Source organism: Mesorhizobium sp. WSM3224, assembly GCF_000427725.1.
Classification (GTDB): Bacteria; Pseudomonadota; Alphaproteobacteria; order Rhizobiales; family Rhizobiaceae; genus Mesorhizobium.
This window is the reverse complement of record NZ_ATYO01000016.1, coordinates 93,900-119,576: the sequence shown is the minus strand read 5'-3', so window position 1 is coordinate 119,576 and position 25,677 is coordinate 93,900. Positions and strand designations below refer to the sequence as shown.

Genomic DNA, 25,677 nt, shown 5'->3' with positions numbered 1-25,677 from the left:
ACCGGGCGAACAAAATCTTGCTCTGCTGCGCCGCAATATGCATAAGCGGTCTGCACGATCCCGGTCCGCGGTTGCGCGCCGTTTTTGAGACGATGGCATCTGCGCTGCTGAGCTTTACTGGCTCAAACCGACGCGCTTTGGGAGGAGCGATCATGGCCGCCGACACGCCTTTGTGGACCCCGACGCAGGAGCGGATCGACGCGGCCCCTATAACCGCCTTCACGAAGGCCGCGGAAGCAAAGGCCGGGCTGGCATTCGCCGGCTATGCCGAGCTTCACCGCTGGTCGATCGAGGATCGCGAAGCCTTCTGGAGCCTGGTCTGGGATTTTTGCAATCTTGTTGGCGACAAGGGTGAGCGCAACCTCGTTGACGGGGAGAAGATGCCCGGCGCCGGCTTCTTTCCCGACGCCAGGCTCAATTTCGCCGAGAACCTTTTGAAGAAGACCGGCGCTGGCGAGGCCATCGTCTTTCGCGGCGAGGACAAGGTCGAGCGCCGCCTGTCCTGGAACGAGCTCCATGCGCTGACGTCGCGGCTGCAGCAGCTCTTCCTGTCGCTCGGCGTCAAGGCCGGCGACCGCATCGCCGCCATGATGCCCAACATGCCCGAAGCCGTCGCCGCGATGCTGGCCGCCGCCTCTATCGGCGCGGTCTGGTCGTCATGCTCTCCCGATTTCGGCGAGCAGGGCGTGCTCGACCGTTTCGGCCAGATCGAGCCGGTCGTCTTCATCGCGCCGGACGGCTATTGGTATAACGGCAAGGCGATCGAGGTCGCCGACAAGGTCCGCGCTGTCGCGGTGAAGCTCGCCACGCTGCGCAAGGTGCTGATTGTCGATTATCTAGGCACCTCGGCGGATGTCGCCGCCACCATCGACAAGGCAGCGGCGCTCGAAGAGGCGCTCTCGCCCTTCGCCGGCAGGACAGTCAGCTTCGAGCGGCTGCCGTTCGCGCATCCGCTCTACATCCTGTTCTCCTCAGGCACGACCGGCGTCCCGAAATGCATTGTGCATTCGGCCGGCGGCACGCTGGTCCAGCACGTCAAGGAGCACCGGCTGCACGCCGGCCTGCTCGACGGCGATCGCCTGTTCTATTTCACCACCTGCGGCTGGATGATGTGGAACTGGCTGGTTTCGGGCCTCGCCTCGGGCGCGACGCTGCTGCTTTATGACGGCTCGCCTTTCTACCCGGACGGCAATGTTCTGTTCGATTTCGCCGACGCCGAGCAGATGACCTATTTCGGCACCTCGGCCAAGTTCATCGATTCTGTCCGCAAGGCCGGGCTGAAGCCGATCGCGAGCCATGATCTGTCGAGCGTGCGCACCATCTCCTCCACCGGCTCGCCTTTGTCGCCGGAGGATTTCCGCTTCGTCTATGAAGGCATCAAGAAGGACGTGCACCTGGCCTCCATCTCCGGCGGCACCGACATCGTCTCCTGCTTCGTGCTCGGCGTGCCGACCGAGCCGGTCTGGAGCGGCGAGATCCAGGGGCCCGGCCTTGGCCTGGCGGTCGATGTCTGGGACGACGACGGCAAGCCGATCCGGCAGGAGAAGGGCGAGCTTGTCTGCACGAAGGCCTTTCCGTCGATGCCGATCGGCTTCTGGAACGACCCCGGGGGCAAGAAGTATCACGCGGCCTATTTCGAGCGTTTCGACAATGTCTGGTGCCACGGCGACTTCGCCGAATGGACGGCGCATGGCGGCATGATCATCCATGGCCGCTCGGATGCAACGCTCAATCCGGGCGGCGTGAGGATCGGCACGGCCGAGATCTACAACCAGGTCGAGCAGATGCCGGAAATCCTCGAGGCGCTCTGCATCGGCCAGGACTTCGACAATGACGTGCGCGTCGTGCTGTTCGTGCGGCTGGCCGCCGGCGTGACGCTTGACCAGGATCTGGAAAAGCGCATCCGCGCCAAGATCCGCACCGGTGCCAGCCCGCGCCATGTGCCGGCCAGGATCGTCGCCGTTACCGACATCCCGCGCACCAAGTCCGGCAAGATCACCGAACTCGCGGTGCGCGACGTGGTCCACGGCCGCGCCGTCAAGAACAAGGAGGCGCTTGCCAATCCCGAGGCACTGGAGCTGTTCCGCGACCTGGCGCAGCTCGCGACCTGACACTTGTCGTGGTTAACGAAATCTATCCGGCGAATTTACCTAGATTTCACGGGTGGTACACATTCGTAAATTTTTTCGCGGCCCGGTAAGGACTTGTTAAGGGACGACCCCGATAGTCGCGAGTAACTTGAGGGAGAAATCCCGTTCCTCGTCCCCTGAGGTTCAGCTCAAGCCCCCGTTGTGACAGCATCCCATTTCTCAAGGCGTCCTCTTGGACGCCTTTTTTCTTGGCCGCCGCAGCTCCGTGCAATGTTATTCGGCGAGCACGCGGGTCGAGGGAAAGCCGATCTCGACCAGGGTTCCTTCGCCCGGCGTGGAAGTGATGGTGAAACGGGCGCGGTTCGCCTCCACCATCGCCTTGGTGAGCGGCAGGCCGAGGCCGGTGCCGTCGCCGCGCCCGCGCTTGAGCGCGTTGATCTGCTTGAACGGTTTCAGCGCCTGCTCGATCTCGGCAGGGGTCATGCCGATGCCGGTATCGCGCACGCGCATGACGACATCGCCGGAGGTCTCGTAAGCGGTCGAGACGATCACCTGGCCGCCGGCCTGGGTGTAGCGGATCGCGTTGGACAGTATGTTGAGGGCGATCTGGCGCACGCTTCTCAGATCCGCCACCACTTCCGGCAGCCGCGAGGCGAAGCTTGAGCGGATGATGACACGCTCGCGATTGGCCTGCGGCTGCATCATCGCCACCGTCTCGGCCAGCGTGTCGTTGAGCGACACCGCCTCGTAATCCATCTCCTGCTGGCCGGCCTCGATCTTGGAGATGTCGAGCAGGTCGTTGACGAGATCGAGCACGTGGTTGCCGGAACGGTTGATGTCGCGCAGATAGTCGCGATAGCGGTCGTTGGCGACTGGGCCGAATTTCTCATCCACCATCAGTTCGGAAAAACCGATGATGGCGTTGAGCGGGGTGCGGATCTCGTGGCTGATGCGGGCGAGAAAGTCCGTCTTCTGCGAGGAGGCGCGCTCGGCCACGGCGCGGGCCTGGGTGAGGTTTTCCTCGGCCCGTTTCCACTGGGTGATGTCGCGCACGACGGCGCAGAAGCCGCTGTCGTTGGGGAGGCTGCCGATGGTCATGAACAGCGGAATGAAGCGCCCCTGCGCCTCACGGCCGATGACCTCGCGGCCGTCATTGAGCACGCTCGCCACGCCCGGCTCCGAAAGGCCCGCGAGATAGTCGCGCGCCGCGCGCTGGCTTTCGATGGCGAACAGCGAGGCAAAGGGCTTGCCGGCGACCTCGTCGCTGTCGAAACCGAACAGCGCCTCCGCCGGGCGGCTGATCGAGCGGATGTTGCCGTCGCGGCCGATCAGCACGACGCCGTCGGTAGCGGTGTCGATGATGGTGCGCATCTCCGCGATGCGCGACTTCAATTCCGGCACGTCCGGCTGGAGCGCCGGCTCGTCATTCGCGGCGGTGAAATGCGCCGCATCGTCCTCGCCGGAGCGCCGCACCACCAGCATCAGCGCCTTGCCGCCGCGCCACGCCACGGACCGCAGCAGCGCGTCGATCGGAAATTCCTGGCCCTGGCGGGTCTTGAGCTTGAGCGAGTGGTCGCTTTCGTCCGCGGCGGCCTCCCCCGCGTAAGGATCGGCAAACAGCGCGCCCAGGCCGCCCGCATCCGCGAGGTCGTCCAGCGCATCGTAGCCGGTGAGTTCGAGGAAGGCTTCGTTGGCATAATGCAGCATGTCGCCCGAATGGATGAGCAGTGGCACCGGCAGCCTGGCGAGGATGGATGTATCGGGCGCCTTGGCTTCTTCTCCGGTCGAAAAAGCGGACGGTACAAAGCCTGCGAGCTTGAGCGGCGGCACTTCGAGGCGCGGTCGTGCCGGCGCTACCGCTTCTTCCGGCGGTTCTTCTGAGGCGGCGGCATCGGAGCCGGCCCAATCCTCATTGTCTTGCGCATCACGGAAATCGTCGGCGGTCATGCTGTCGCCGTCGGCCGTCGCATCGGGAGCCGACTGTTCGGCGACCGGCTGCCGCAGCTCCGCATCAGCATGCTCGGCCGTTTGCCGGGCTGCTTGCTCATCCTCGGAAACAGGTTCGACGCCGGCTTCCTCCGTGGATTTCTCGCCATGGGCATGGTTGAGCAGCGAGCCGGAGACGGCCGGTGTTTCATCCTTGCCGGTGTCGCTCGTCTCGGCGGCCTCATTGATGCCGTCGAGCCGCGCCAGGTCTTCCTGGTCTTCAGCCTCGGTCTCCGCCTCCGCGGTCTCCGCATCGGCCTTCGCGTCAGCAGTTTCCGAGGCTTCCGGCGTGGCGCCTGGCTCGGCAGGGATGGAACTGTCCCTGCGCAGCCGCTCGCCGATCTCGCGGAAGGCGCTGCGCTCGAGGATCGACAAACCCCTCTGATTTGCTGGCGTGTCGCTTCCCGGCTGCTTGTCATTGGCTGGCTGGCGATGCTCGGCCAGCCTTATCACCTTGTCGGCGAAGCGCCGCTCCGGCTTCGGCTCTATGGCCAATGCCGGCACTTCACCCTGGAAGGGATCTTCGGGCTTTGTCTGTTCGGGTGACGTCTGCTCCGCTGCCGGCTGCTCGACGGATGGCTCGGCCCCGCCGGGGGCGGCCGTGGTTAGTGCGGCATTCGGCACCAGAGCCATGCCAAGCGCTTCGGGATCGATCACGGCGTCGGCGCTGCGCGCGACGCCGAAACCACGGAAACCCTCGAAGGCGCGGCTGCGGCCATAGACGGGCAGCGCCGCAAGGTCGACCGGGATCTTCAGGCCGGTTCCAGCCACCGGCCACAGCACCGAGCGGCCGGACCAGGTGTCGCGCCGTTCGAGCAGACCGGCGATCTCGCCCGAGGCATCGAGGCCGAAAGTGGTGGCGACGTCCTTGAAGCGGCGGCCGATCACATCGGCGGCCGGCTGGCCGACGATATCGGCGAATTCGGGCGACAGCGCGCTGAACTTGCCTTCGGCGTCGGTGCGCCAGACGAAGCGCAGCGGCGGCGCGGAGCGGTCGATGTCGCGGGGCGCAGCCGGCCGCGCCGGCGCGACGGGTTTGCCGGCATCCTGGCGCTGGCCTTCGGCTGCTCTCGGCCCATCCTTTGCCGGCGCTACCGGTTGAGCTTGCCCGGCATCGTCGTCGCCGGCGTTGAAGTACCAATGGTCGTGCTGGCCGGCGCCGGCTTCCGCGGCTTGTTGGCTGGACCCGGTGGCGCTCGCCTGATGCTTGCTTCGGGTAGGCTCCTGGTCGGTCCCGGCCCGGTTTTCCGCATCAGGCTGTGCACCGCCTTCAGGAGCCTCCGGGACCGGTTCAACCTGTTCGCCAGCCGGCACGGCCGGCGCGGGACTGTTGTCTTGGAAAGGCTCGGACTCGGGCTCGACGGCCGGGCTTTCACCCGACGGTCTGGCCGCAACGGTCTCCGGCGCCGCAACCTGCTGACCGTCGGGCTGATCGCCTTGGCCGGCGGCCGGCTGGTCGCCTTGGTCGTCGTCGAGTTGGTCCTCATCGATCACCACCAGCAGATGGCGCGTGTCGGTGAGCCGCGCAAAACCGGCCGGGTAGGAGGTTTTGGTACCCGGCACAAGTCGCTTGACGATGCGGTCGCCGCTGCTTGCGACATCCGCAACCAGGGCAGCCAGTGTTCGCGGCTCGATGCCGAGCGCCGCAAAGCCGTCCGAGGCCGCCTCGACATCGCCTTGCGCGTCGACGAAGGCGATGAAATGCCCTGCCTCGGTGAAACCGCCGATGGCGCGGCTGGCGATTTCGCCGGCGCTGCGCGAGCTTGTCTGCGCCGCCGGCAACGCCAGCATAATTGCCCTCTCGCCGTCCGGCATCGTCACAGCGCTGGCCAGGAAACCGACGGCGCGGCTCACCATGCCGGTGGCCAGTCTCACCGTGATGGCGCGGTCGCTGCCGATGTCGGGAAAGCCGCTGGTCGCCATGATCTGCCGCCGGGCAACCAGCGGCAGCCGCGCCGAGGCGCCGATAATGGCCTCGATATCCGGATAGCCGAACACCGATGCCCCTGGGCCGTTCGCCCAGATCACCTGTTCGAGGTCGGCCGACAATATGGCCAAAGCGTCGCCGGCGGCAAAGCGCTGGCGCACCGCGTCGAGGACGGCGACGTCGAGGAAGGAGTAGTTTTCAGGCGGCATGCGCTGGCCAACCCTCCGGAGCGGGCATTTCAGTTAACACTTTGTTAATAAAAGCCCGCGGCCCGAAGGTCCACAAGCCCTGGCTTGCAATGGTCGAAATCTCTGGGCTCTTGGTTAATGGCCATATGGCTGACGCGGGGGAAGATTTTATGGTGCAGTGCAACAAAGATATTGCAACGCACAAAAAATCCTTTATATTGCCATCATACATGAACGAGACGGCTTTCTGTCAAAGCCGCTATCCCGAAAGGTTGGAAAATGTCCAAGACCACTGCCAAGACTGCCGAGACCATCGAAAACGTCGAATTCCCGAGCTTCGACGCTTCCAAGGCCACCGACCAGATCCGCGCCTTCGCCGAGAAGGGCGTCGAGCAGTCGAAGGAAGCCTATGCCAAGCTGAAGACCGGCGCCGAGGAGACCCAGAAGGTTCTGGAGTCGACCTACGAGACCGCCAAGACCGTTTCCAGCGACGTTTCGCTCAAGGCGATCGCCGCGCTGCGCGCCAATGCCGAGGCCAGCTTCTCGCACCTCGAGGCCCTGGTCGGCGCCAAGACCCTTTCGGAAGTCGTCGAGCTGCAGACCGCTTTCCTGCGCAAGCGCGTCGAAATGGTCGTCGAGCAGGCCAAGGAGTTCCAGACCGTTGCCACCAAGGCGGTCGAGGATGTCTCCAAGCCGGTCAAGAGCGCCTTCGAGAAGGCGATGAAGGACGCCAAGGTCGCCTAATTTTCGCGCACAATTGTGCGCTGCATCAACACGTCGCATTTCGTCAGACAAATGATCGTGCGATAGTTTGAGCAACCAGATACCCGGGAATGGAACCTCCTCCCTCCGTTTCCGGGGTGACCAGCCAGCACCTCCTCCCGCTGGCTCGTAACAGGAAAAGGCCGGCACCTCCTCCCGCCGGCCTTTTCTTTTGCCTTGACGAAAGGCGGATGAGGAAACCAATCCTTTACCTTATCAAGGCCCTTGAATTAGAGTCCGATAGCCCGTATTTGACGCATCGCCGAACGACAGAGCGGATCACGGAGAATGAAGCTTTCACCTCGATCTAGCTCAGGCAGGCATGCCGTTGTAGCTCAGATGGTTAGAGCGCCGGATTGTGGATCCGGAGGTCGCTGGTTCGATCCCAGCCAACGGTACCATTGGCCTCTCAGCCAATTCTTTGAAATTATTGCTAAATTTTTGGTCTTGCGCGAGCGCAGTTGCACCAAATCGGCATTTTGTGCTACATATTGTGACACATTTTGTGACACAAATGGTACCTACGCTCATGGGAAGACGACGCGAAGAGCACGATCCCGACCGGTTCCTCCAGCTGCGCGGTGGTCGTTTTCACTACCGTCGCCGCGTGCCGAAAGAGGTCAAGGACTTGGCTGGTCAGGGAGAATCCATCCGCCGAGCGCTCACCACGACCGACAGGGCAAAGGCCCGTACGGTCCGCGACTTGTACGAGGCAGCCGACAATGCGTTGTGGGCATCCCTGATGATCGGCGGCAGTCCGCAGTTTGCACGAGTACGATACAAATCGGCGATCAAGCGCGCCGAATCTCTCGGTTTCGTCTACCGGCCTTTGGCCGAGATCCTAACAGCCGAGCCGCTGGAAACCATTTTGCAACGCGTCGAGAGCACGATCAGCGAGCCTCCGAAGTCTCCAACCTTGGACGCCGTGGGGGGCATGGTGCAGCGCCCGGACGACAAAATATCCGATGCTTTGAACCTATATTTCTCGGAGATCGCGCGGGACGAGTTACGGACCAAAAGTCCCGATCAGCGAAAGCGCTGGAAGGCCAAGCGGCAGATGAGTGTAGCGTTGTTCATCGAGTTGGTCGAAGACAAGCCAATGACTCTCATAACACGGGACGACGCCCGAAAAGTCCACAAGTACTGGCTGGACCGCGTTGCACCGGAGCAAGGTCCCGGCGACCGCTCGGCATCCACCGGCAACCGGAATATGGGTAATCTTCGCACACTCTACGCCGCCTATTTCCGTCACTTTGGCTTCCCCGAGCAAAAGAACCCGTTCGCCGACTTATCCTTCAGCGACAAATCCAAACGAAGCCGAGCTCCGTTCCCGACCGAATGGATCCGGGACAAAATTCTCGCTCCTGGTGGGTTGGCCAAGCTGAACGATCAGGCACGAGGCATCGTACTGGCGTTCGTGGAGACCGGTTGCCGACCAAGCGAGCTTGCCAACCTCCATGCCGACGTCATTCATCTCGACCACGAAGTTCCGCACATCTCGGTAGAGCCACGCGAGGATCCAGAAGACCCGCGCGAGATCAAGACTGAATCCTCCGTTCGCAAGGTCCCCCTGGTCGGCGTTGCGCTGGAAGTTTTCAAGAAGCACCCGGAGGGGTTTCCTCGCTACAAGGATCGCGAGGCTCAGCTGTCGGCAACCGTCAACAAACATTTCAAGAAACAAATGCTGTTTCCGACCAACAGGCACACAGTGTACTCACTTCGCCATTCGTTCGAGGACCGGATGAAGAATGCTAGATTCGACGAGGAACTGCGTCGCATGCTGATGGGCCACGCGATCCATCGGCCGAAGTATGGTGAGGGCGGTGATATGAAGATGTGGCGGGAAGAACTCATGAAGATCGCGCTGCCATTCGATCCTGCAATCGTATGACACGCTGGCGCACAAGGTTGAGCCGATCTTCCTTTGCCCGATGATCTTGAAGAGCCCCTTCCAGATGGTCGTAGAGCGGCAACCATGCCTCGCCCTGCTCGCCGCGGGCCACAATAATTTCGGCTACGCGATCGAGCGCACGCTCAATTCGCTCCGTTGTGATCGGCTGAGGTCTTGTGGAGTAAGGCTTCACTGCTCTTCAAGTCTCGAATTGAGCACGAATTCTTGCTGTAGACCGAACTTAGATCTCTTTGGAATGCTCAGCTTCCGCCGAGCCAGTAAACGGCGGTTGCGGCCTGCGAATAGGCCTGCCACTGTGGTCTGCGCCTTCGACGGAGATCGGAGTGTCCACATCGATGGGTGTATTGGGCTAAAGAGCCGCGGTCACTCCTCGAGGATATCAAGCTGAGGATCTGGGGTAGCGACTGCTCCACGGTCAGCGGCTAGCGCCGAGATCGGCATCAAATTTCCGGCTAAAGCGGACCGATTGACCTAGCGCAAAGACGCCGTGGAGCGCAGCGGTCAGGATAATGCTGATCTGAGGAAGGAACAGCGACCATTGCAGAGCTCAATCCTGACGAAATACGCCGAAGCTGGCCCGCCCTGGTACACGATTTATCCGGCTGCTCCGCAGTTCTCCACTGCGGTCGGCGCCGAGGCTTGTAAGGAATGGCTGAGGGACCTGCCGGCTGACGAGCCTGTGTCGCTCTATCTCCATATTCCGTTCTGCCGCTCAATGTGCTGGTATTGCGGGTTCCCCACCACCGGCACTCGCGGGGATGCCCCGATCCTCGATTATCTGACGGTTCTGCGTGAGGAGATCCGATTGGTCGCGGAGCAAGCACCACAAGCTCTGCCCGTGAGCGACGTGCACTTCGGCGGCGGAACGCCGACACTCATCGGACCTGCGGAGTTCCTCGCTTTAATGGAACTCCTGCGCCACCGTTTCGCGTTCACCAAGACGGCGATGCTCGCCATTGAGATCGACCCGCGCACCTTCAGGGCCGACATGGCAGAAGCCCTGGGGGGAGCCGGCGTGACCCGCGCGAGCCTCGGCGTGCAGAGCTTCGATCCTATTGTTCAAAAAGCGATCAATCGGCTCCAGAGTGAGGAGCAGACCGCAACTGTTGTCGAAAACCTGCGCCGCCACGGAGTGAGCCGCATCAATTTCGACCTTGTCTACGGCCTTCCCAATCAGACAGTGCACTCCTGCATCCAGACCGCGGCGGCGGCGGTCGCAATGCGCCCCGACCGGCTTGCGGTGTTCGGCTACTCGCACATTCCGTCGTTCCAGAAAAACCAGCGCCTGATCGACGAAGCGGCGCTGCCGGACATCGCTGCCCGCGCGGAACAGGCAGCGGCTGTAGCTGAGACGCTGGTTGCCGCCGGCTACCGTCAGATCGGGCTTGACCATTTCGCCTTGCCGGACGACCAACTCACGCTCGTGCATGAAGCTGGTGGCTTGCGGCGTAACTCCATGGGCTATTCGGCCGACACCCGCAAAACCCTGATAGGCTTCGGCGCGTCGGCCTTGGGCCGTCTCGGCGATGGTTATGTGCAGAACGAAGTTGCAACCAGCTCTTACAGCCGTCACATCAGAGCTGGCCGCCTGGCAACGTCAAAGGGCTGCCGTCTCACCGACGAAGACCGCGTCCGAGCCGCAATCATCGAGCGGCTGATGTGCGATTTGGAGGCCGACGTGCCGGCAATCTGTGCCGCCCTCGGATATGATCCGATCCCTATTCTCAATTCAGCTGGACGATTGGCGATGCTCGCCAACGACGGGATAGTAGACATCGAAAATGGTTGCATCCGCGTGAGGCAGGAGCACCGTTTTGTGGTTCGTGCTGTTGCTGCCTCATTCGACGCCTATTGTTAGGGCTATGCAATCCACCACGTCGTTTTGTTCGGAGGCGCGACAGTGGCGGTGGAATGGACGATCACGGTCGAGGGGAAGAACGAGTTCGGCCACTTTTGTCGTCGCGACGTTCGGATCGACAAGAGCTGGGGGCGCAGCTCGCAGCTCATGACCTATCAGTTCGAACCGCAGTGCGACCGTCAACTATGGAAACGCGGTCTTATGTAGCAAACGCACCAACTTCCTGCTCTCCCTTTTGGGTGGGGCCCATAGAATCCGGGGATGCCAAGAGTTGCCCCGATAGTCCGCTCCACCCGCTACCAGCACGCAATCAACACACTTGTCACCAAGCGTGCCGAGATCCGGCATGGTCCGCTTCACGGAGGGCTGATTTGGCTGGCGACCTCCAGCACATAGACGCGGTGCTGGTTCTGATTTAGGTTACAAGGGTGATCCATCCGACATCGTGCCGCGACGGCGCACGCCAAGCCGCTTCCGTAAGGGCGAGCTTTACCGGCTGATCTTGAAGCATGAGGCAGAAGGTAGCGCGTCAAACCGCGAAACGGCAACGCGCATTGCACGGGCAAAGGGATGGGATGCTGCGCTGGAGAAGCCGCTCATGAACAATATCAAGACGGCGAAGGGGTGGCGGGCGAGACGAAGCACGCTTGCAAAGGGGACCGCATTGCAAAATAGTTAGGCTGTTGCCGTTGCGCTACCCCCTTGATTCGTGTTTAGGCATAACTTAACTTTTGTAGAGAAATATGGATCGACGAAATCGCGATCGAGGCAAGAAGCGCACGCCGCCGGCAAGGCCGACAAAGCCGACCCGCGCAGTCGTGCCTGAAACAAGCGGCGGGATTCTGGTCGCTTGCGGAGATTATGCCGATGTGTGGCTGTTCGGTGAAGCCCGAGAGGAATATGAAGCCCTGCTGGCGCGAAAAGATGAGAAAAGTATCGTCTCCGCCACGCAACTTCCCCGCTATTTTGAAAGATACGCCTCAGATCAGCCGCTTGGCGACCAGATGTTTAAGCCGGTTGGGCGTTTTGGTCCGAAGGGGAACGAGGCGCAGGTTTATGAATTTAAGTCTTGGAAGTTCCGCATCTACGGCGTGGTCAAGCAATTCCGTGGGAAGCGGTGCTTTGTTGGAACGGCCTGTGATCCTTACAAAAAGCAGAACAAAGCCGACCAGACTAAACTGAAAAACGCGGCTGCGATAGCAGAGGAAATAAATTAATGAAAAAAGAGAGCAAAACCGCAATGGGTTTCATTGGCGTCGAAGAGAACGCATTGATGGACTTTCAGTTTGCTCTGTTGGATGCGATGAAAGAGAAGGGCATTTCGCAAGTTGAACTTGCCGGACGGCTCGGGGTAACCCGTGCGAGAGTCAGCCAGCTTCTTTCTTCGGAGGCGAATCCGACGATCAAATTGGTCGGCCGCGCCCTTTCGGTCCTCGACCTCAAGACCGACTATTGTCCGGTCAAAAAGTCGGAAATCAAGCGACCTGTTATGGCTGGGAAATCGGGGAGCGACCGAGGTTTTGCCATGATGGCATGCCAAGTTCGTGAAGCGACCCGCGCGTGGGGCAGGAGTACCGGCCCTGCGAACGAAAATTATGCCGAATGTCTCGAATACGTAGCAGCTTAGTATGGCGAACAAAGTTTCAGCCGTGGATGAGAAGGTCGCTCGGAAGCGTGATCGCCTCGAAAAATACGGGGACGTAGTTGAGCTAGCGCAGCTGAACGCAGTTCAGATGACGAGCGTGAAATTTAGCGTAAAACCTGAATTTTTTGCGGATGAAGACCACAGGAACCTTTCTTATACAATTGACAAAGGCACCAGGGAATATCTGCGAGACGATGAGGTCGGAATGGCCTTTCTGTCCTTGAAGGTTGAGGCCAAGAACGGTCGCAAACGAACCCTCTACTGTGAAGCAGAATATCTGGTCACCTACGGCAATTTGATTGATTTGAATGAGGAGGCCGTGGTGGCATTCCTGGATCGGGTTGCGCCGTTTGCTTGCTATCCCTATTTCCGCAGCCTTTTTGCCAATCTCGATTGGGCTGCAACCACGGGTTTGCCGCCACTCCCCGTGCATAAGGAACCTGCTAGACCGCGTGCTTCTAACTTGCAGTCCGCTGCCAATACCCCGCCCAAACGCGGCTGACAGGATGCGCACCGCCAAGGATGGCGAAGGCGTTGCCGCCATTTGACCGGCGACGGTGATCTTCAAGCCAAGCGGCATGGTTGGCGTACTGGTAGAGGTACTTGTGCGAGACGTGATGGTGCTGGCCGACGACCCGGCGGCGCAGGCGGCTGAAATAGCTTTCCACCATGTTGGTATGCGTGCCGTCGCTGTAGCTTCCGAGTGGTTGATGCGGTCGAAGCGTAATCGGCCTCCAGCACGTCCCAACGGGTTGCCTTCGTCCGCGAACAGCTTGGAGCCGGCCAGCATGCGGGCGCGGGCAATCTCGACGCCTTCGGCTTCACGATGACGAATGAACGTCAAGGCGCGGCCAGCGCGCTCACGCAGAGCGATGACGACGCGACGGCGGTCTGACGGTTTTCCTTCGTGCGACGGTCCTTGCGGTCCTCTACGCGGTTCATAGGGCGCACCACGCCGGGGAAGTACGCGCCGTCAATCTCGATCTCGCCTTCAAGCATTTCGTTCTTGGTTTCAGCAAACAGGGCTTCGCGCAGCTTGTGCGACGGCAGCGGCAATGGTCAAGAAGCAACAAATGCGTTAGTCGCTACACGGCGCCCATATGTCGATGCAAGTCCGCACCGCTGAACTGAACGGTAAGCTTCCCGATCGCATGCGAGCACCGTTACGACAGCCCGAGCCGAACGTGCCCCCCTTTGTTCAGCCCCAAACCTTCCCTCCTGCAGGCCGCCGCATAACCCGGAATGATTACCGGTCTCCGCCACGTGCGGGCGACGCCGGCATCAATGCGCCGAGGGCAACAAGCGCGCCTGACGTAACGCCGCCAGATCGGCCGAACCGGTGCAGAAGCAGGCGACTGCCAACTGGCGGATGACGATCTCGAAATGCTCGACAACCGCCTCGGTGGACACCGTCGCCGCGCGCAGCACGCCCGCCGCCTGCCCGGCGAGGTCAGCGCCCAGGCGGATGGCCTTGGCCACGTCGACGCCGTCGCGAATCCCGCCCGACGCGATCAGCTTCACCGTTGGCAGCGCCCGACGGACCGCCTGCACGCTGGCCGCGGTCGGAATTCCCCAATCGGCGAACGCCATAGCCACTGCACGGTCGGCGGCATCGCGGGCGCGCTCGGCCTCTACCGCGGCCCAACTGGTGCCGCCAGCGCCGGCGACATCGATCACCCCCACGCCCGCCTCGACGAGCGCACAGGCCACCGAGGCGGACAGGCCGGCCCCGACTTCCTTGGCCACGATCGGCACGCCCACACTGTGCGCGGCGCGAGCGATCTGCGCCATGACGCCGCGCCAGTCGCGGTCGCCCTCCGGCTGCCCCGCTTCCTGCAGCGGATTGAGATGGACGATGAGTCCGTCGGCCTCCAGCGCATCCACCGCCCGGCGCGCCAGGTCCAGGCCACTAGCCTCGCGCAGTTGCGCGGCGCCGATATTGGCCAGCAAGGGAATGTCTGGGGCCAGGCGGCGCAACGCGCGCGTCAGCCCCTGGGAGTTGCGGGATTGCAGGCTCACGCGCTGCGAACCGACGCACATGGCGATCCCCAGGGCTTGCGCTGCCTCGCTCAGATGCCGGTTGATGGCCTCGGCGCGTGGCATGCCGCCGGTCATGGAGCTGATCAGTAGCGGCGCGCGCATCGTCTTGCCCAGCAGCGAGGCGCGCAGATCGATCTGCATCAGGTCCAACTCGGGCAATGCGCAGTGTTCGAAACGGATGTACTCCCAGCCGGCGGCGACCGTGGCCGGCGCCGTTCGCCGATCCAGCACGATATCCAGATGGTCGTCCTTGCGCCGGCTCAGGGCGGTATCGCTCTTGCTCGCTTCATCCGTCGCATCGGGCGACGGCGTTGCGTCGGACCGGACCGACGGCAGCACGCGTACGCCGCCCCCTCCCGCGCGCTTAGGCCGGCGCACGCTAGCCACCCCCCGCAGCGTCGCTGCGGTAGCGGCTGGTCGAGGTCTGGTAGAACTGCGCGCGGATGACCGTCATGGCCTCGATCAACGGTCCCCACGGCCCGGGAAAGCGTTCTTCCGCCATCACCCGGTGCAGCATGCGCGTATGTCCGGCCAGCTCGTCGTTGAGGAATTCCACCGCAGGCATAGCCGGATAGCGCTGCAGCAGCAGCATCGCCGCGTTGTCGGCCTCGCCGGCCGACCTGTCCTTGTCGCGTCCATGCAGATCGTTCTGCAGGCGCCCTATCGCACAGATGAGCCGCAGGACCTGGCGAAACGCTGGGCGCACACGCAAGGTCGCCATATCCAGCCCCCACAGCAACGACAGGCAACAGAACACGTTCGCGTAGGCGATCGAATCGATGCCGTTGTGCAGGTACTCGGCGTAGGACCAGCGTTCCGCTCCTGCCGCCTGCGCGTGTCCTGCGCGCAGCGCCGCGCAGTAGCGCCGGGTATCGTCGAGAAGCTGAGCGTAGTCGCGACGATCGTATGCGAGCGCGGCTAGCGAAGCGCCCAGCACAGCGCAGCCCTCGAATCCGGGGAGCGCGCACGGCACGCCCTGTCCCAGCGCCTGCTCCACCGCGGCGAGCTGCTCCGGCGCGATCAGGCCACGGTCGTTGCAATCGTCAAGCCAGAACAGCAGCGCCAGTTCGCGATAGAACGCTATGATCAGCGTTTCGTCCTGCGGATCGCGGCCGGTGCGGGCGCTGGTGTCGCACAAGCCCGGGTGGATGCGCTGTAGGATGTACTGGCCGCCCCTGACCGCTTCCACGGCATGCTCGTCGGCGAACCCGGTCAGGGAATGCCCCCACTCCAGCACCTGCTGCAGCGCGCGTTCGGTCTGGATCATGGCGCCGCTCCTGCTCCCTCGGCCAGGACGTGCCGCCCCCAACCAAGCGCCAGCCACAACCCGGCGAGTTCGGCCACGCGCACGACCCGGGTGGGGCAATACAGTCCCTTGCCGATCCACAGCGGCCTCTGCGGCAATGCATGCGCCGCATGGTGGGCGAGCATCCACTTCAGCGCACGCGCCACCGCCTGCGCGATGCGCCGGCGCCCTGTCGGCTCTTCGCCTCCGTCCATCACGTGCAACGCGAACAGCGCATAGGCGGTTTCCTCGAATGTGGCCGCGCGACCCGCGCCCCAGCCGCCGTCCTCGCGCTGCGCCTGCAGCAGTGCCGCCAGCGCGCGCTCGTCGCGCCACTGGGGCTTGCCTTGCGCAAGCGCAGCGACCGCGTGCGCGGTGGGATATAGCCATGAAACGTGCCATTTTTCGTTGTCCCATATACCGTGCAGGTTGCGATTGGCCTCGACATAGGCGCTGGTGCCATCGGCGGGCCTTCCCAACAGTCGCAACGCATGCAGGGCATGGATGTTGGTCGACACCGAGGCATTGCGTTCGCCGGGGAAGGTGACGAACAGCTCGCCGATTTCGAAATGGCGCAACGCATCGACCGCCGGCTCGCGGCCTGCAAGGCGCAGGACGCACAACGCAACGGCAGTGTCGTCCGCGTCGGCCGCGAAGTGCAAAGCCGGGCCCAGACCGCGCACGCCCAGGCGGGCGTCGAGCCGCGCGACGATCACGCGCACCGCCTCGGCGAGCGCGGGATGCGCGAACAGCCCGGCCAGATGCAGGGTGTAGAGCGACCAGCATGGCTCGAACACGTTAATCGGCCAGACGTTGGGAACGACACCTTCGATGCCGCTGCGCGTCGCCCGCGATGCCGTCTGCAGATATGCGTCGGCGCGCTCGACCTGCGGCGTGCTCCCCTGCGTCACGGCGTGCGCACGCCACGCGGCGGTGGCCGCCGGACTGATGCCGATGCTGCCGTCGTCATCCGGGCATGCGCTGCTCGGCGACGTCCCCCAAGCTTCCCAGGAGTGCAGCAACGGATGGCCGCTTGGCAACGTCGCCACCGCTCCTAGCTTGGCCATACAGGCCTGCCGCAGCGGCAATAGCGCCGGGTGGCGCGGAAACGCCTCGCCGCCCGGCAAGGATGCGGCCTCGCCGCACAACTGCGGCAGGATCAGCTCCGCGCCGATCGGCGCGTCTTCCGGTACCGCATGCGCGTAGGGATCGGGCTGACGCTCGAGGAATCGGCTTGCAGCCTGGACTGCGTCGGCAGCGCCGGGAAGAGGATCGGCACGCTGCAATGCCAGCAACGCCGCCCACGTGGGTGCATGGCGGAACAGCGGGAAGTCCGCGCTTCCCCATCCGCCATCGGCCTGTTGCTGCGCGATGAGCCACGCGTATGCATCCTGCCGACCGGTGACGTTGCCGCGGAACTGCAGAGCTCGCGCCGTGTCGTAGACCGACGGACCGACGCTGCCGCCGTCGTTCATCTCGCTCAGCAGGTGGCGCAATTCGGAAAGGATCTGTTCGAGCAGCGCGTTCACGCGGGACGTTCCTTCTGCAGACGGTTGAGCAGGGTCGGGCAGACGCCGGTCCGCCGGATAGGCTTGCGGTGTAGCGCGCCGCTTGCGCCGCGGCCGTGCTGGCCACTGCTGCAATCTGGTGCCGCGGACTCGGACACAGTGCGAGATGCACCGCTGCCGCCGGCCGATCACAGCGGCCCAAGCGCGGCTCCCTGCGGACGGGCGCGCTCATGCAGATGGCGCGTGCTTGAACAGATAGGCGTTGGCCCGCTTCAGCATCTGCGCCAAACGTTCGGCACGCGGCCCCAGCGGGGCGATGGCCTCCCCGGCGTCGCGCAACAGATCCAGCGCGAACTGGCGCGCCGCCTGCGGCCCCATGATCGACGCGCAGGTCGGCTTCTGCGCCGCCGCGTCCTTGCCGGGGGTCTTTCCCAGCGTCGCGGTATCCGCTGTCGCGTCGAGAATGTCGTCGAGCACCTGCAACGCCAGGCCGAAACAGGCGCCGTAGCGATCGAGCGCACGATACAGCGCCGCGTGCGCGGCATCCTCCGCGATGGCGCATAGCGCACCCATGCGAACGGACGCGCCCACTAGCGCTCCGGTCTTCATCCGGTGCATCGCCACGATCCTGTCCAGTTCGACGTGCTTTCCGACCAGCGACAGATCCATCGCCTGCCCGCCTGCGGCACCCTCGGCGGACACCGCCTGCGCCAATTCGCGCACGAGCGCGATACGGTTTTCGCCCGGCGCATCCATGCTCGCCAGGGTCAGGAAGGCGTGCGCCTGCAGCGCATCGCCGACCAGGATCGCAGTGGCTTCGCCGAACTTTGCGTGCACGGTCGGAAGGCCGCGGCGAAGCACGTCGTCGTCCATCGCGGGCAGGTCGTCGTGGACCAGGGTACAGGCGTGCATCATCTCGATTGCGGCGCCGATGTCGTCGAGCATGTGGACCGGCGTGTCAGTCAATGCGCCAGCAGCCAGACAGAGCAAGGCGCGGGTGCGCTTCCCGCCATGCAAGGTGGCGTAGCGCATCGCCGCCACTAGCTCGGTCTCACCGTCGTCTTCGGCGCAGAGAAGACGCGCCAGCGCCTGTTCGACCCGCGTTGCGCCGTCCTTCATCCAGATCTCCGGCAGCAGCCCGTCGGATGCGCCGCGCGCCTGCGCGCCCAATCCTCCGAGGGCGGAAACGCCAGTTCTGTCGTCGTGTAGCGTGGAACCGGTCAGCATGTTGTTTATGTCCTTGTGCCTGACGGGAGATTGCCACGGCGTGTGGAGGGCCGCCGCGGTGTTGCCGGTGTCTCAGCGAGCGCGCGCGGCGAGTGCAGCAACGCCGCGCGTCGCCGGCGCCGCTGCCTCGCCACATAGGGGATGCCATGCCAGCTCATGAGAATCGGATGCGGATTGTCATGGACGGATGTGCGGTCGGGTAGTAGCGCCGGCCTTTTTCGACGTCACTCAGCAACCGCGGCCGCACCCCGGCCTTGTGCATGGTCAGCGCCAAGGCGATGCAGAACTGCACCATTTCCAGCCATACCAGGTGGTAGCCGATGCAGACGTGTGGGCCGGTACCGAACTGCAGCATGTCCACCGGCCGGATCGGCTCCGTGCGTTGCAGCCACCGCGCCAGGCGGAACTGATCAGGCGCCTCATGCAGCAGCGCCGAGGTCGAGAAATGCAGCAGCGGGATGCACAGATGGGTGCCCGCGGGAATGCGCCGTTGGCCGAGTTGCAATTCCTGCAGCGTGCGGCGCGGCAGGAGCGTGGTCGCCGGATGCATGCGCAGCGTCTCGCGGAACAGCGCCTCCGCGACCGGACACTGTGCCAGGTCCGCGTGCCGGGTCGGCACCGCGCCCACGCGTTGCGCCTCCTCGACCAGGGCGTCCCACAGCACAGGCTGCCGCGCCAGCTCAATCACGATCCAAGCCATTGTCGAGGCCGTGGTGTCGTGACCGCCAAGCAGCAGCAAGCGGATATTGGCGACGAGGACGTCATCGGAGAGCGCATCGTCGCTGCGATCGAAGGCGCTCACCATGTCGTTGATCAACCCGGTGCGCGCCGCATGCGCGCGCGCGTCGCGGATGAACTGGCGCAAGTGGGCGTCGATCCAGTCGCGGGCGGCGCGGCCCCGCCGCAAGCGCAGTCCGGGCAGGTCGACCCGGGGCGCGACGATCAACTGCAGCAGTTGCCGGTACTTGCGATACCATCCCGGAAGGTCTTGCGCCGGGATTCCCATGAGGCTGAAGATCAGCTTGAGCATCAGGTCGCCGGTTTCGCGCAGGATGGTTATGTCGCCGCGGTCGCGCCACGCCTGCACCCGCGCCCGGATGAGGGGCGCGAACAGGTCGCCGATGCCGGCCTGGGTCAGCCCCTTGGGCAGGAATGCCGCCTTGATCGGATCGCGCGCCTGCCGGTGCGCGCCGCCGTCCTGGGCAACCAACGTTCCGCCAAGCAATTCGGGCGCTATCTCTTCCATCAGCGCCGAGGACACGTCCTTGTGCCGGAGCAGTGCGAACGCATCCGGATCCAAGCAGGTCATCATGTGTCCGGCAGGGCCGAAATCCAGCCAGAAGTGGCTGCCCAGCGTCTGTTCCGCGCGCTGCAGCAGGCGCGGCAGGTCGCAGACGATGGCCGGAAGATGGCCGACCAGGGGAAAAGCGCCGGGCACGACCGGGATGTCGTACCGCAGCCGGTGTCCACGGTTCAGCGGGTTGAGCAGCATGTCCATCAGCAGCGCGCCGCTTCGGCGGTGTCGCCGGCAGCCCGCGCGGCGCGGATATTGCCACCGTCGGCGTAGGTCGGCACATGCGCCAGCATGCCGCCGTCGATGCACATGACCTGGCCGGTGATGAACGCAGCATCGTCGGAGAGCAGGAACGCCACTAGCGCGGCGACGTCCTCAGGGCGGCCGACGCGCGGCAGGAGCTGGTGCCGGCGCAGATGCCGTTGCATGCACTCGTCCAGCTTGGCGAGGAGACGCTCGGTCATGATGAGACCCGGCGCAACCGCATTGCAGCGGATCTGCGCATGACCGTACTGGGTAGCGAGCGAGGCCGAAAGCATGTTCATCGCCGCCTTTGACGCAGCATAGGACGTCTGCGCGGTGTCACCGCTGAGCCCCTGACACGACGACATGTTGACGATCGCGCCACCGCCGCGGGCGATCATCCGTGGGATGGCCTGGCGGCAGCAGAGCAGCGTGCCGCGCAGATTGGTCGCCATGGTCTGGTCCCAGACCGCCAGGTCCAGCTCGAGGATCGCGCCGTCGCGCGGGGTCAGATGCATGGCGCTCGCGTTGTTCACCAAAAGATCGACCCCACCGAAGTGCCGCTCCGTCGCCTCGAGCAGCGCTGCCACCGCTTGCGCATCGGCGATGTCCATGGCCAGGGCCAGCGCGTGGCCCGCTTCGGCGGCGATCTGCGCCGTGCAGGCGATGGCCGCCGAGCCATCAATGTCGGCCACCACCACTCTGCCGCCCTCGCGCGCGATGGCGAGGGCGCATGCCTTGCCAATGCCGGCGCCGGCGCCGGTCACCACGGCCACCTTGCCTTCAAACCGTCCCATCGTGTCCTTCTGGATTGCGTTGGTCTTTCGCGGCATGCCGCTCGGCCTCCACCGGAGAAGACGTAAGGTCGGCGCTGGCGCGCTCGTCATCGCCAGCGTTTTCAATGACCCGAATGGCGGCGACCGGGCACTGGCTGGCCGCGAGCCGCACGGTGGCGTGCAGCGCCTGCGGGACCGTCGCCACGCACACTTCGGCCACGCCATCCGGTTCGCGCTGGCGAAAGGTCCCCGGTAGCGTCAGCACGCACTGCCCAGTGGTTCCGCACAGATCCTGGTCGACCACAACGCGCATCTCAGCCCCACCTTGCGCACGCAGCCGCACTGGGAGCGCGCGGAACGTCCTAAGGAACGCGGAGGGCTCCCGGGTTGGCTGCTCGGCCAATGCCAGCGTGGGGAAACGCGCCTGGATCCGCGGCAGGCTCTCGGCCAACTGCACCCGGGCCAGTTGCGCACCGAGGCAGAAGTGGATGCCGTGGCCGAAGCTCAGCATGATCTTCCCGTCGATCGACATGCCAGGACTGGTGCCGTAGAACCGCGCGGGATCGAAGCGGTCGGGGTCGGCGAAGGCATCCGGGTCGCGATTGCCGGCCGCGATCAGCACGCGCACGTCCGCGTTCTTCGGGATCACCACGCCGCCCAGTTCGATGTCGCGCTGGGCGATACGCGGAATGGAGCTGAACATGGCGGGCGCGTCGCAGCGCAGGACTTCTTCGACGAATGCCTCCACCCCCGCGGCGTCTCCCTGCAGCCAGTGCCGCTGTTCGGGATACGCCAGCATCGCCAGGACCGCATGGTTGATGGTCGCAGCAGTGGTGGCGAAGCCGCCCAGCAGCATGCCCCATAGCATGCTGACCAACTCCGCATCCGACAGCATGTCGGCATCGTCGTCGTGTGCGCCGACCAGCATCGACACGATGTCGTGTCGGGGATCGGTGCGTTTGCGCTGCATGAGGTCGCCGAGGTAGGCTTGGGCCGTCGCGCTGGCCGCGTCCGCCGCGGCGAGCTGGGGATCGCTGGCGTGCGGGCTCAGGCCTTCCAGAATGGCACCGATGCCGGCGGCGAGCCCGAACATGTCGTCTTGGGGCATGCCGAGCAGTTCGGCGAAGACCAGCATGGGCAAGGCCAGCGCGAATTCCCGGTTCAGGTCCACCGCCTCCCCGCGTTCCAGCGCGGGCGCCATGCCGTCCAGGCGCGCAGCGATGATGCGCGCGATGCTCGGCCGCAGGTTGTCAATCTGGCGCATGGTGAAATCGCGCGAGATCAGCCGGCGCAGACGCGTATGCGTCGGTGCGTCCTTCATCGCTAGCGTGGACGCCAGCAGATTGAGCGACAGGCTGGTCGCCCCACGCGGGAAATAGCGCGCCAGTTCGCCCGGCGCCGGTCCTCGAAACGCATCGCCCGTGGCCTTGAGCGCCCAGGAAATGTCGGCGTGTCGGCTCAACAGAAAGAGGCCCGACGCGGAACGATGTACCGGATCGTGCTCGCGCAACCACCGCATGAACGGATACGGGTCGTGGATGCACGCGGGCGACGCCAGTTCGGCGAAGGCGTCCCGGCATGCTGCCGTGGTTTCTTGCACGTCCATCCTGGTTACCTGTTGGCTGGCTGATCTGACCGGCACGCGCCAGGCGCGCCGGCAAATTGCGGAGAAGATCGCGATCCCCGGCGGCGTCCGCGCATCACCAGAGCACCGGGAGCTCCTCGAACCCGCCCGTGATGATCTCCTTGCGCAACATCAGTTCTTCGGGTGCCACGGCCAGGCGCAGCGCGGGAAAGCGCTGGAAGATCGAACCGAACACCACCTTAAGTTCCAGCCTCGCCAGCGCCAGGCCGATGCAGTAATGCGGCCCGTAGGAGAACGTCAGGTGCGGGTTTTCGTCGCGTCCGATGTCGAAGATTTCCGGGTCGTCGAAATGGCGCGGATCGAACGACGTCGCCGGCAGGCCGACCAGCACTTTGCTCTCCGCGGGAATATGCACGCCCGCGATGGTCACGTCGGTCCTCGGATAGCGCATGATGCCGTCCCAGCCCGCGCCCGGCGGGTACATGCGCAGGATTTCCTCCACCGCCTTGTCCACCAGGGATGGATCGCCGATGAGGCGTTCGCGCTGTTGCGGATGGCCGAACATGGCCAGCAGGCCGAATTCGATCTGCGCGACCGTGCTCTCGTGCCCCGCCACCAGTATGCCCGCCGCTAGGCCGATCGCCTCTTCCTCGGACGCCTTCCCCTGGTCAACCGCGGCGAGCAAATCCGTGAGCAGGTTGTCGCCCGGATCCTGACGCTTGTCCCGCATCTTGTCGCGAATGTAGGCGCGCAGTTCTTCCCAAGCCAAGCGCGACGCGCTACGGGGGCCGCTTTCATGCTGGTGCGTCATCACCTCGTCGGACAGCCCGGCGAAAAAGGCGTGATCCTCATAGAGCACGCCAATCAGCATGCTGATGACCATGGCCGGAAGCGGAAAGGAGAGGTGGCGCCGCAGGTCGGCGGGTTGGGGCTGGGCCGCAAGCGTCTCGAACAACTGCGCGGCGATCGCCTCGACCTGCTGCGCGAGCAGCTTCACCCTGTCGTTGGTGAAGGCCAGCGCCACGATCGTGCGTAACCGGGCATGCTCGCCCCCCTCGTGCGAGACCAGCCACCCCGGCGAACCGAGAATCACCGAATCCGGGGTGAATGCCGCCGGCGGCATTCCCGCGGGCCGGAACACCGCATCGGACAGCACCGCCTTGGCCTCGTCGTAGCCCGTCACCCACCAGCCTTCGTGCCCAGATGGGAAGCGCACGCGGTGGATCGGACCGTTGGCGCGTAGCGCCAACATCTCGGGCGAGGGCTCGATATGATTGACGCGCCACATCGGCAGCGTCGGCAAGGCATGTTCGGACATTGGTGGCACTTCACTCTCTAAGCGATGGAGGGCGGAAGGTGACCGGCAGACGCTGCGGGCAGCGAAAGATGTCTGGTGACCGTAGGGGCTCGCAAAAGGGCTGGCAGGCTGGATCACGCCGATCGGCTCGGCACCCCAGCTCGCGAAAAGGCGTAAAATCGAGGGCGTGATGGAGGCAGAACACTATGAGGCGTGCTGTTAATTCCGGCGCACCGCGAGACAAACTTCCCCGGCGCTAGTGTCCACGCGATCCGCCGCCTGACCGGTCAGCACTTCGGCGACTACATTTTCGGCAAGAGTGATCATGGTACGATGTCTCCTTCGTTCCTGACGGGTTTGCGGATGACGCAGCATCTACCGTGCCAAACGGAGAACCATTCCAAACAATATGTTAGCACCGCGATCGCGGTGCCGATGTCCAACATCGTGTCGAACATCGGACAACGCGGAACACGTTCGGAGCGAATTGTGAATTCCTGCCGCGCTGGGTCTTGATCGCCTACTGCGCTCCATCAGCAGATCGCGCGACCGCCAGAGGGAATCGCGGAAGGTTGAAGCGACTGATATTGCAATTATCATTCGTTTCGTGCCGCCGACAGGATGTGCGTTTTGGCGCGAAACCGATGGCACAAAGCGCACGCGCGCTTTACCCTCCAGAACCATGATTCGCCTCGATCCCGCGACCGCCAGTCCCGCCGCGCCGCCGACCGTTCCGACCTGGGCGCTCGTCGGAGGTGCGGCGCTCAACGATGCCGACGCCGCCTTCCGTGCCGGCGCTGTCTTTGGCGCCTGGCGGCAACTGGCCGTGCAGCCGCCCGCCGCCAGCGCCGATCGGCTCCAAAAATCGTCGACCAGCTAGGCTTCCAATGGGACGGCGCGGCGCTCGCCGATCTCTGCACGGAGATCGAAAACGTAGCGCGGTCGCCACGGCCGGCACCATTCGCCGCTGCGGCGATCGCCGCCTACGTCGTCGCCCTGCGGCCTGATGCCGAGCTTTTCGCCTGGTGGCTTGCCGACTTGGTGCTGGCGCAAAGCCTGCGCTGGCCGGGGCCGTTGCCGCTGCTTATGGCGCAGGCATGCCGGCTGGCCGCCGAGCTGTCGCGCCGCGCAGAAAAGCTGCTGGCGGTGGCGCCGAAACTGCGCGCCAAGGGCGCCGGCGACGTAATCTTTCTGCTGCTCAACGAAGACGCCGTCTCGGGCTCGTTGACGACCAGAAATTTGTCGCGTTTCGCGGCGCGGCGCCTGTTCGACCGGCTGCAGCGATTGGATGCCGTGCGCGAGCTGTCGGGCCGCCCCAGCTTCCGGCTTTTTGGACTTTAGCGATGAGCGAATCGTCCGCCCGCCGCAAGCCGAACACCCAGCCGGCCTTGCTTGACACCGAACTCGATCACCTGCCGCTTGACCTGCGCTGGCGCGAGTGGATGAGCCGCGTCGAAGCGGTGATCTTTGCAGCCAGCGAGCCGGTGCCGCGCGAGGTGCTGGCGCGGGTGGTCGGCAAAAAACTGCAATCTTTACCTGATGATCGACGACTTCCGACGCCGAGCTCGCCGGCCGGCCCTATGAGCTGGTCGCGGTCGCCGGTGGCTGGCAGCACGGCACGAAAAAAGCCTTTGGCGACATCATCCACGCAGCATTCGGGACGGCTGCGGGGCAGGGGACAAAAAAACTGTCGCAGTCGAAGGCGCTCGTTCTGATGTGCATCGCCTATTTCCAGCCGATCACGCGTGGCGAGCGGTCGTCCTTCTTCGGCAAGGAGGTGTCGCGCGACCTGATCGGTGTGCTGCGCGCGCAGGAGCTGATCGCTTCGGGGCCGCGCAGCCCGTAGCCGGGCGCGCCTTGCACCTATGTGACGACCAAAAACTTCCTGTCGCAGTTTGGGCTCGACACGCTGCGCCAGCTGCCGGATTTTGAGGGGATGGAGGACGCCGGGCTGCCATCGAAAGAAAGGCTGCTGGCCGGCGACATCATGACCGAGTTTTTCGGTAGCCAAGGAGAAGCTGCCGAGACTGAGGACAAGAGGCCCGCCTTTTAAT

At 64.2% G+C, this 25,677-nt stretch carries 19 protein-coding genes, 1 tRNA gene and 1 pseudogene; 11 read left to right on the top strand and 10 right to left on the bottom strand.

Annotated features, from left to right (window positions below; all coding sequences use genetic code 11):
- Window positions 1–152: 152 nt before the first annotated feature.
- Window positions 153–2,111 (top strand): acetoacetate--CoA ligase, encoded by a 1,959-nt coding sequence (locus YU3_RS0122505; protein WP_027168351.1) that lies wholly within the window; start codon window positions 153–155, stop codon window positions 2,109–2,111.
- 252 nt (window positions 2,112–2,363) lie between these two features.
- Here the strand turns inward: YU3_RS0122505 and YU3_RS0122500 are convergent, their stop codons facing one another.
- Window positions 2,364–6,212 carry a PAS domain S-box protein gene (locus YU3_RS0122500; protein ID WP_027168350.1) on the bottom strand — a complete coding sequence of 1,283 codons (3,849 nt, stop codon included), beginning with the start codon at window positions 6,210–6,212 and terminating at the stop codon, window positions 2,364–2,366.
- 258 nt (window positions 6,213–6,470) lie between these two features.
- Between YU3_RS0122500 and YU3_RS0122495 the strand changes: the two genes are divergently transcribed.
- The 7 genes from YU3_RS0122495 (at window position 6,471) to YU3_RS40735 (ending at window position 12,870) form a co-directional block, all read left to right on the top strand.
- Entirely contained in the window at window positions 6,471–6,935 is a 465-nt protein-coding gene (locus YU3_RS0122495; protein ID WP_027168349.1) for a phasin, read from the top strand.
- Between the two features lie 342 nt (window positions 6,936–7,277).
- Window positions 7,278–7,354, top strand: a tRNA-His gene (locus tag YU3_RS0122490).
- A 128-nt stretch (window positions 7,355–7,482) separates the two neighbouring features.
- The gene (locus tag YU3_RS0122485; RefSeq protein WP_027168348.1) at window positions 7,483–8,844 is read left to right on the top strand and encodes a DUF6538 domain-containing protein; all 1,362 of its coding nucleotides are present in this window, start codon (window positions 7,483–7,485) and stop codon (window positions 8,842–8,844) included.
- A 559-nt stretch (window positions 8,845–9,403) separates the two neighbouring features.
- Window positions 9,404–10,723, top strand: a complete 1,320-nt coding sequence (gene hemN / locus YU3_RS0122480) for an oxygen-independent coproporphyrinogen III oxidase (protein WP_027168347.1) — start codon at window positions 9,404–9,406, stop codon at window positions 10,721–10,723.
- 743 nt (window positions 10,724–11,466) lie between these two features.
- Window positions 11,467–11,940 (top strand): hypothetical protein, encoded by a 474-nt coding sequence (locus YU3_RS0122470; RefSeq protein ID WP_156913564.1) that lies wholly within the window; start codon window positions 11,467–11,469, stop codon window positions 11,938–11,940.
- On the top strand, window positions 11,940–12,350 hold the full coding sequence (locus YU3_RS0122465) for a helix-turn-helix transcriptional regulator (RefSeq protein ID WP_027168345.1): 411 nt from the start codon (window positions 11,940–11,942) through the stop codon (window positions 12,348–12,350). Before YU3_RS0122470 ends, YU3_RS0122465 begins: the two co-directional genes overlap by 1 nt.
- 1 nt (window position 12,351) lies before the next feature.
- Window positions 12,352–12,870 carry a hypothetical protein gene (locus YU3_RS40735; RefSeq protein WP_027168344.1) on the top strand — a complete coding sequence of 173 codons (519 nt, stop codon included), beginning with the start codon at window positions 12,352–12,354 and terminating at the stop codon, window positions 12,868–12,870.
- A gap of 338 nt (window positions 12,871–13,208) precedes the next feature.
- Here YU3_RS40735 and YU3_RS38755 read toward each other — a convergent pair whose 3' ends face one another.
- The 9 genes from YU3_RS38755 to YU3_RS0122415 all read right to left on the bottom strand — a co-directional run bounded on the left by YU3_RS38755 (window position 13,209) and on the right by YU3_RS0122415 (window position 23,644).
- Complete coding sequence (locus tag YU3_RS38755; protein ID WP_027168343.1) at window positions 13,209–13,424, bottom strand: hypothetical protein; 216 nt, start codon at window positions 13,422–13,424, stop codon at window positions 13,209–13,211.
- Window positions 13,425–13,649: 225 nt separating this feature from the next.
- On the bottom strand, window positions 13,650–14,672 hold the full coding sequence (fni, locus tag YU3_RS0122450) for a type 2 isopentenyl-diphosphate Delta-isomerase (RefSeq protein WP_036259257.1): 1,023 nt from the start codon (window positions 14,670–14,672) through the stop codon (window positions 13,650–13,652).
- 115 nt (window positions 14,673–14,787) lie between these two features.
- The gene (locus YU3_RS0122445; protein WP_027168341.1) at window positions 14,788–15,675 is read right to left on the bottom strand and encodes a hypothetical protein; all 888 of its coding nucleotides are present in this window, start codon (window positions 15,673–15,675) and stop codon (window positions 14,788–14,790) included.
- Window positions 15,672–17,222 carry a hypothetical protein gene (locus YU3_RS0122440; protein ID WP_027168340.1) on the bottom strand — a complete coding sequence of 517 codons (1,551 nt, stop codon included), beginning with the start codon at window positions 17,220–17,222 and terminating at the stop codon, window positions 15,672–15,674. Before YU3_RS0122440 ends, YU3_RS0122445 begins: the two co-directional genes overlap by 4 nt.
- A 207-nt stretch (window positions 17,223–17,429) precedes the next feature.
- A complete protein-coding gene (locus YU3_RS0122435; RefSeq protein ID WP_027168339.1) occupies window positions 17,430–18,428 on the bottom strand; it encodes a polyprenyl synthetase family protein in 999 nt (332 codons plus the stop codon).
- 154 nt (window positions 18,429–18,582) lie between these two features.
- A complete protein-coding gene (locus YU3_RS0122430; RefSeq protein WP_027168338.1) occupies window positions 18,583–19,926 on the bottom strand; it encodes a cytochrome P450 in 1,344 nt (447 codons plus the stop codon).
- Window positions 19,926–20,762, bottom strand: coding sequence for an SDR family oxidoreductase (locus YU3_RS0122425; protein WP_027168337.1), 837 nt, complete (start codon window positions 20,760–20,762; stop codon window positions 19,926–19,928). Before YU3_RS0122425 ends, YU3_RS0122430 begins: the two co-directional genes overlap by 1 nt.
- On the bottom strand, window positions 20,749–22,347 hold the full coding sequence (locus tag YU3_RS0122420) for a cytochrome P450 (protein WP_027168336.1): 1,599 nt from the start codon (window positions 22,345–22,347) through the stop codon (window positions 20,749–20,751). The genes YU3_RS0122425 and YU3_RS0122420 overlap by 14 nt, the downstream gene beginning before the upstream one ends.
- Before the next feature lie 94 nt (window positions 22,348–22,441).
- Entirely contained in the window at window positions 22,442–23,644 is a 1,203-nt protein-coding gene (locus tag YU3_RS0122415) for a cytochrome P450 (protein WP_027168335.1), read from the bottom strand.
- 661 nt (window positions 23,645–24,305) lie between these two features.
- Between YU3_RS0122415 and YU3_RS42265 the strand changes: the two genes are divergently transcribed.
- The 3 genes and pseudogenes from YU3_RS42265 to YU3_RS37185 all read left to right on the top strand — a co-directional run bounded on the left by YU3_RS42265 (window position 24,306) and on the right by YU3_RS37185 (window position 25,676).
- Window positions 24,306–24,503 carry a hypothetical protein gene (locus YU3_RS42265; RefSeq protein WP_027168334.1) on the top strand — a complete coding sequence of 66 codons (198 nt, stop codon included), beginning with the start codon at window positions 24,306–24,308 and terminating at the stop codon, window positions 24,501–24,503.
- A complete protein-coding gene (locus tag YU3_RS37190; protein WP_348631183.1) occupies window positions 24,434–24,964 on the top strand; it encodes a DUF1403 family protein in 531 nt (176 codons plus the stop codon). Before YU3_RS42265 ends, YU3_RS37190 begins: the two co-directional genes overlap by 70 nt.
- A 2-nt stretch (window positions 24,965–24,966) precedes the next feature.
- Window positions 24,967–25,676: pseudogene (locus tag YU3_RS37185) on the top strand (SMC-Scp complex subunit ScpB).
- Window position 25,677: the final 1 nt, after the last annotated feature.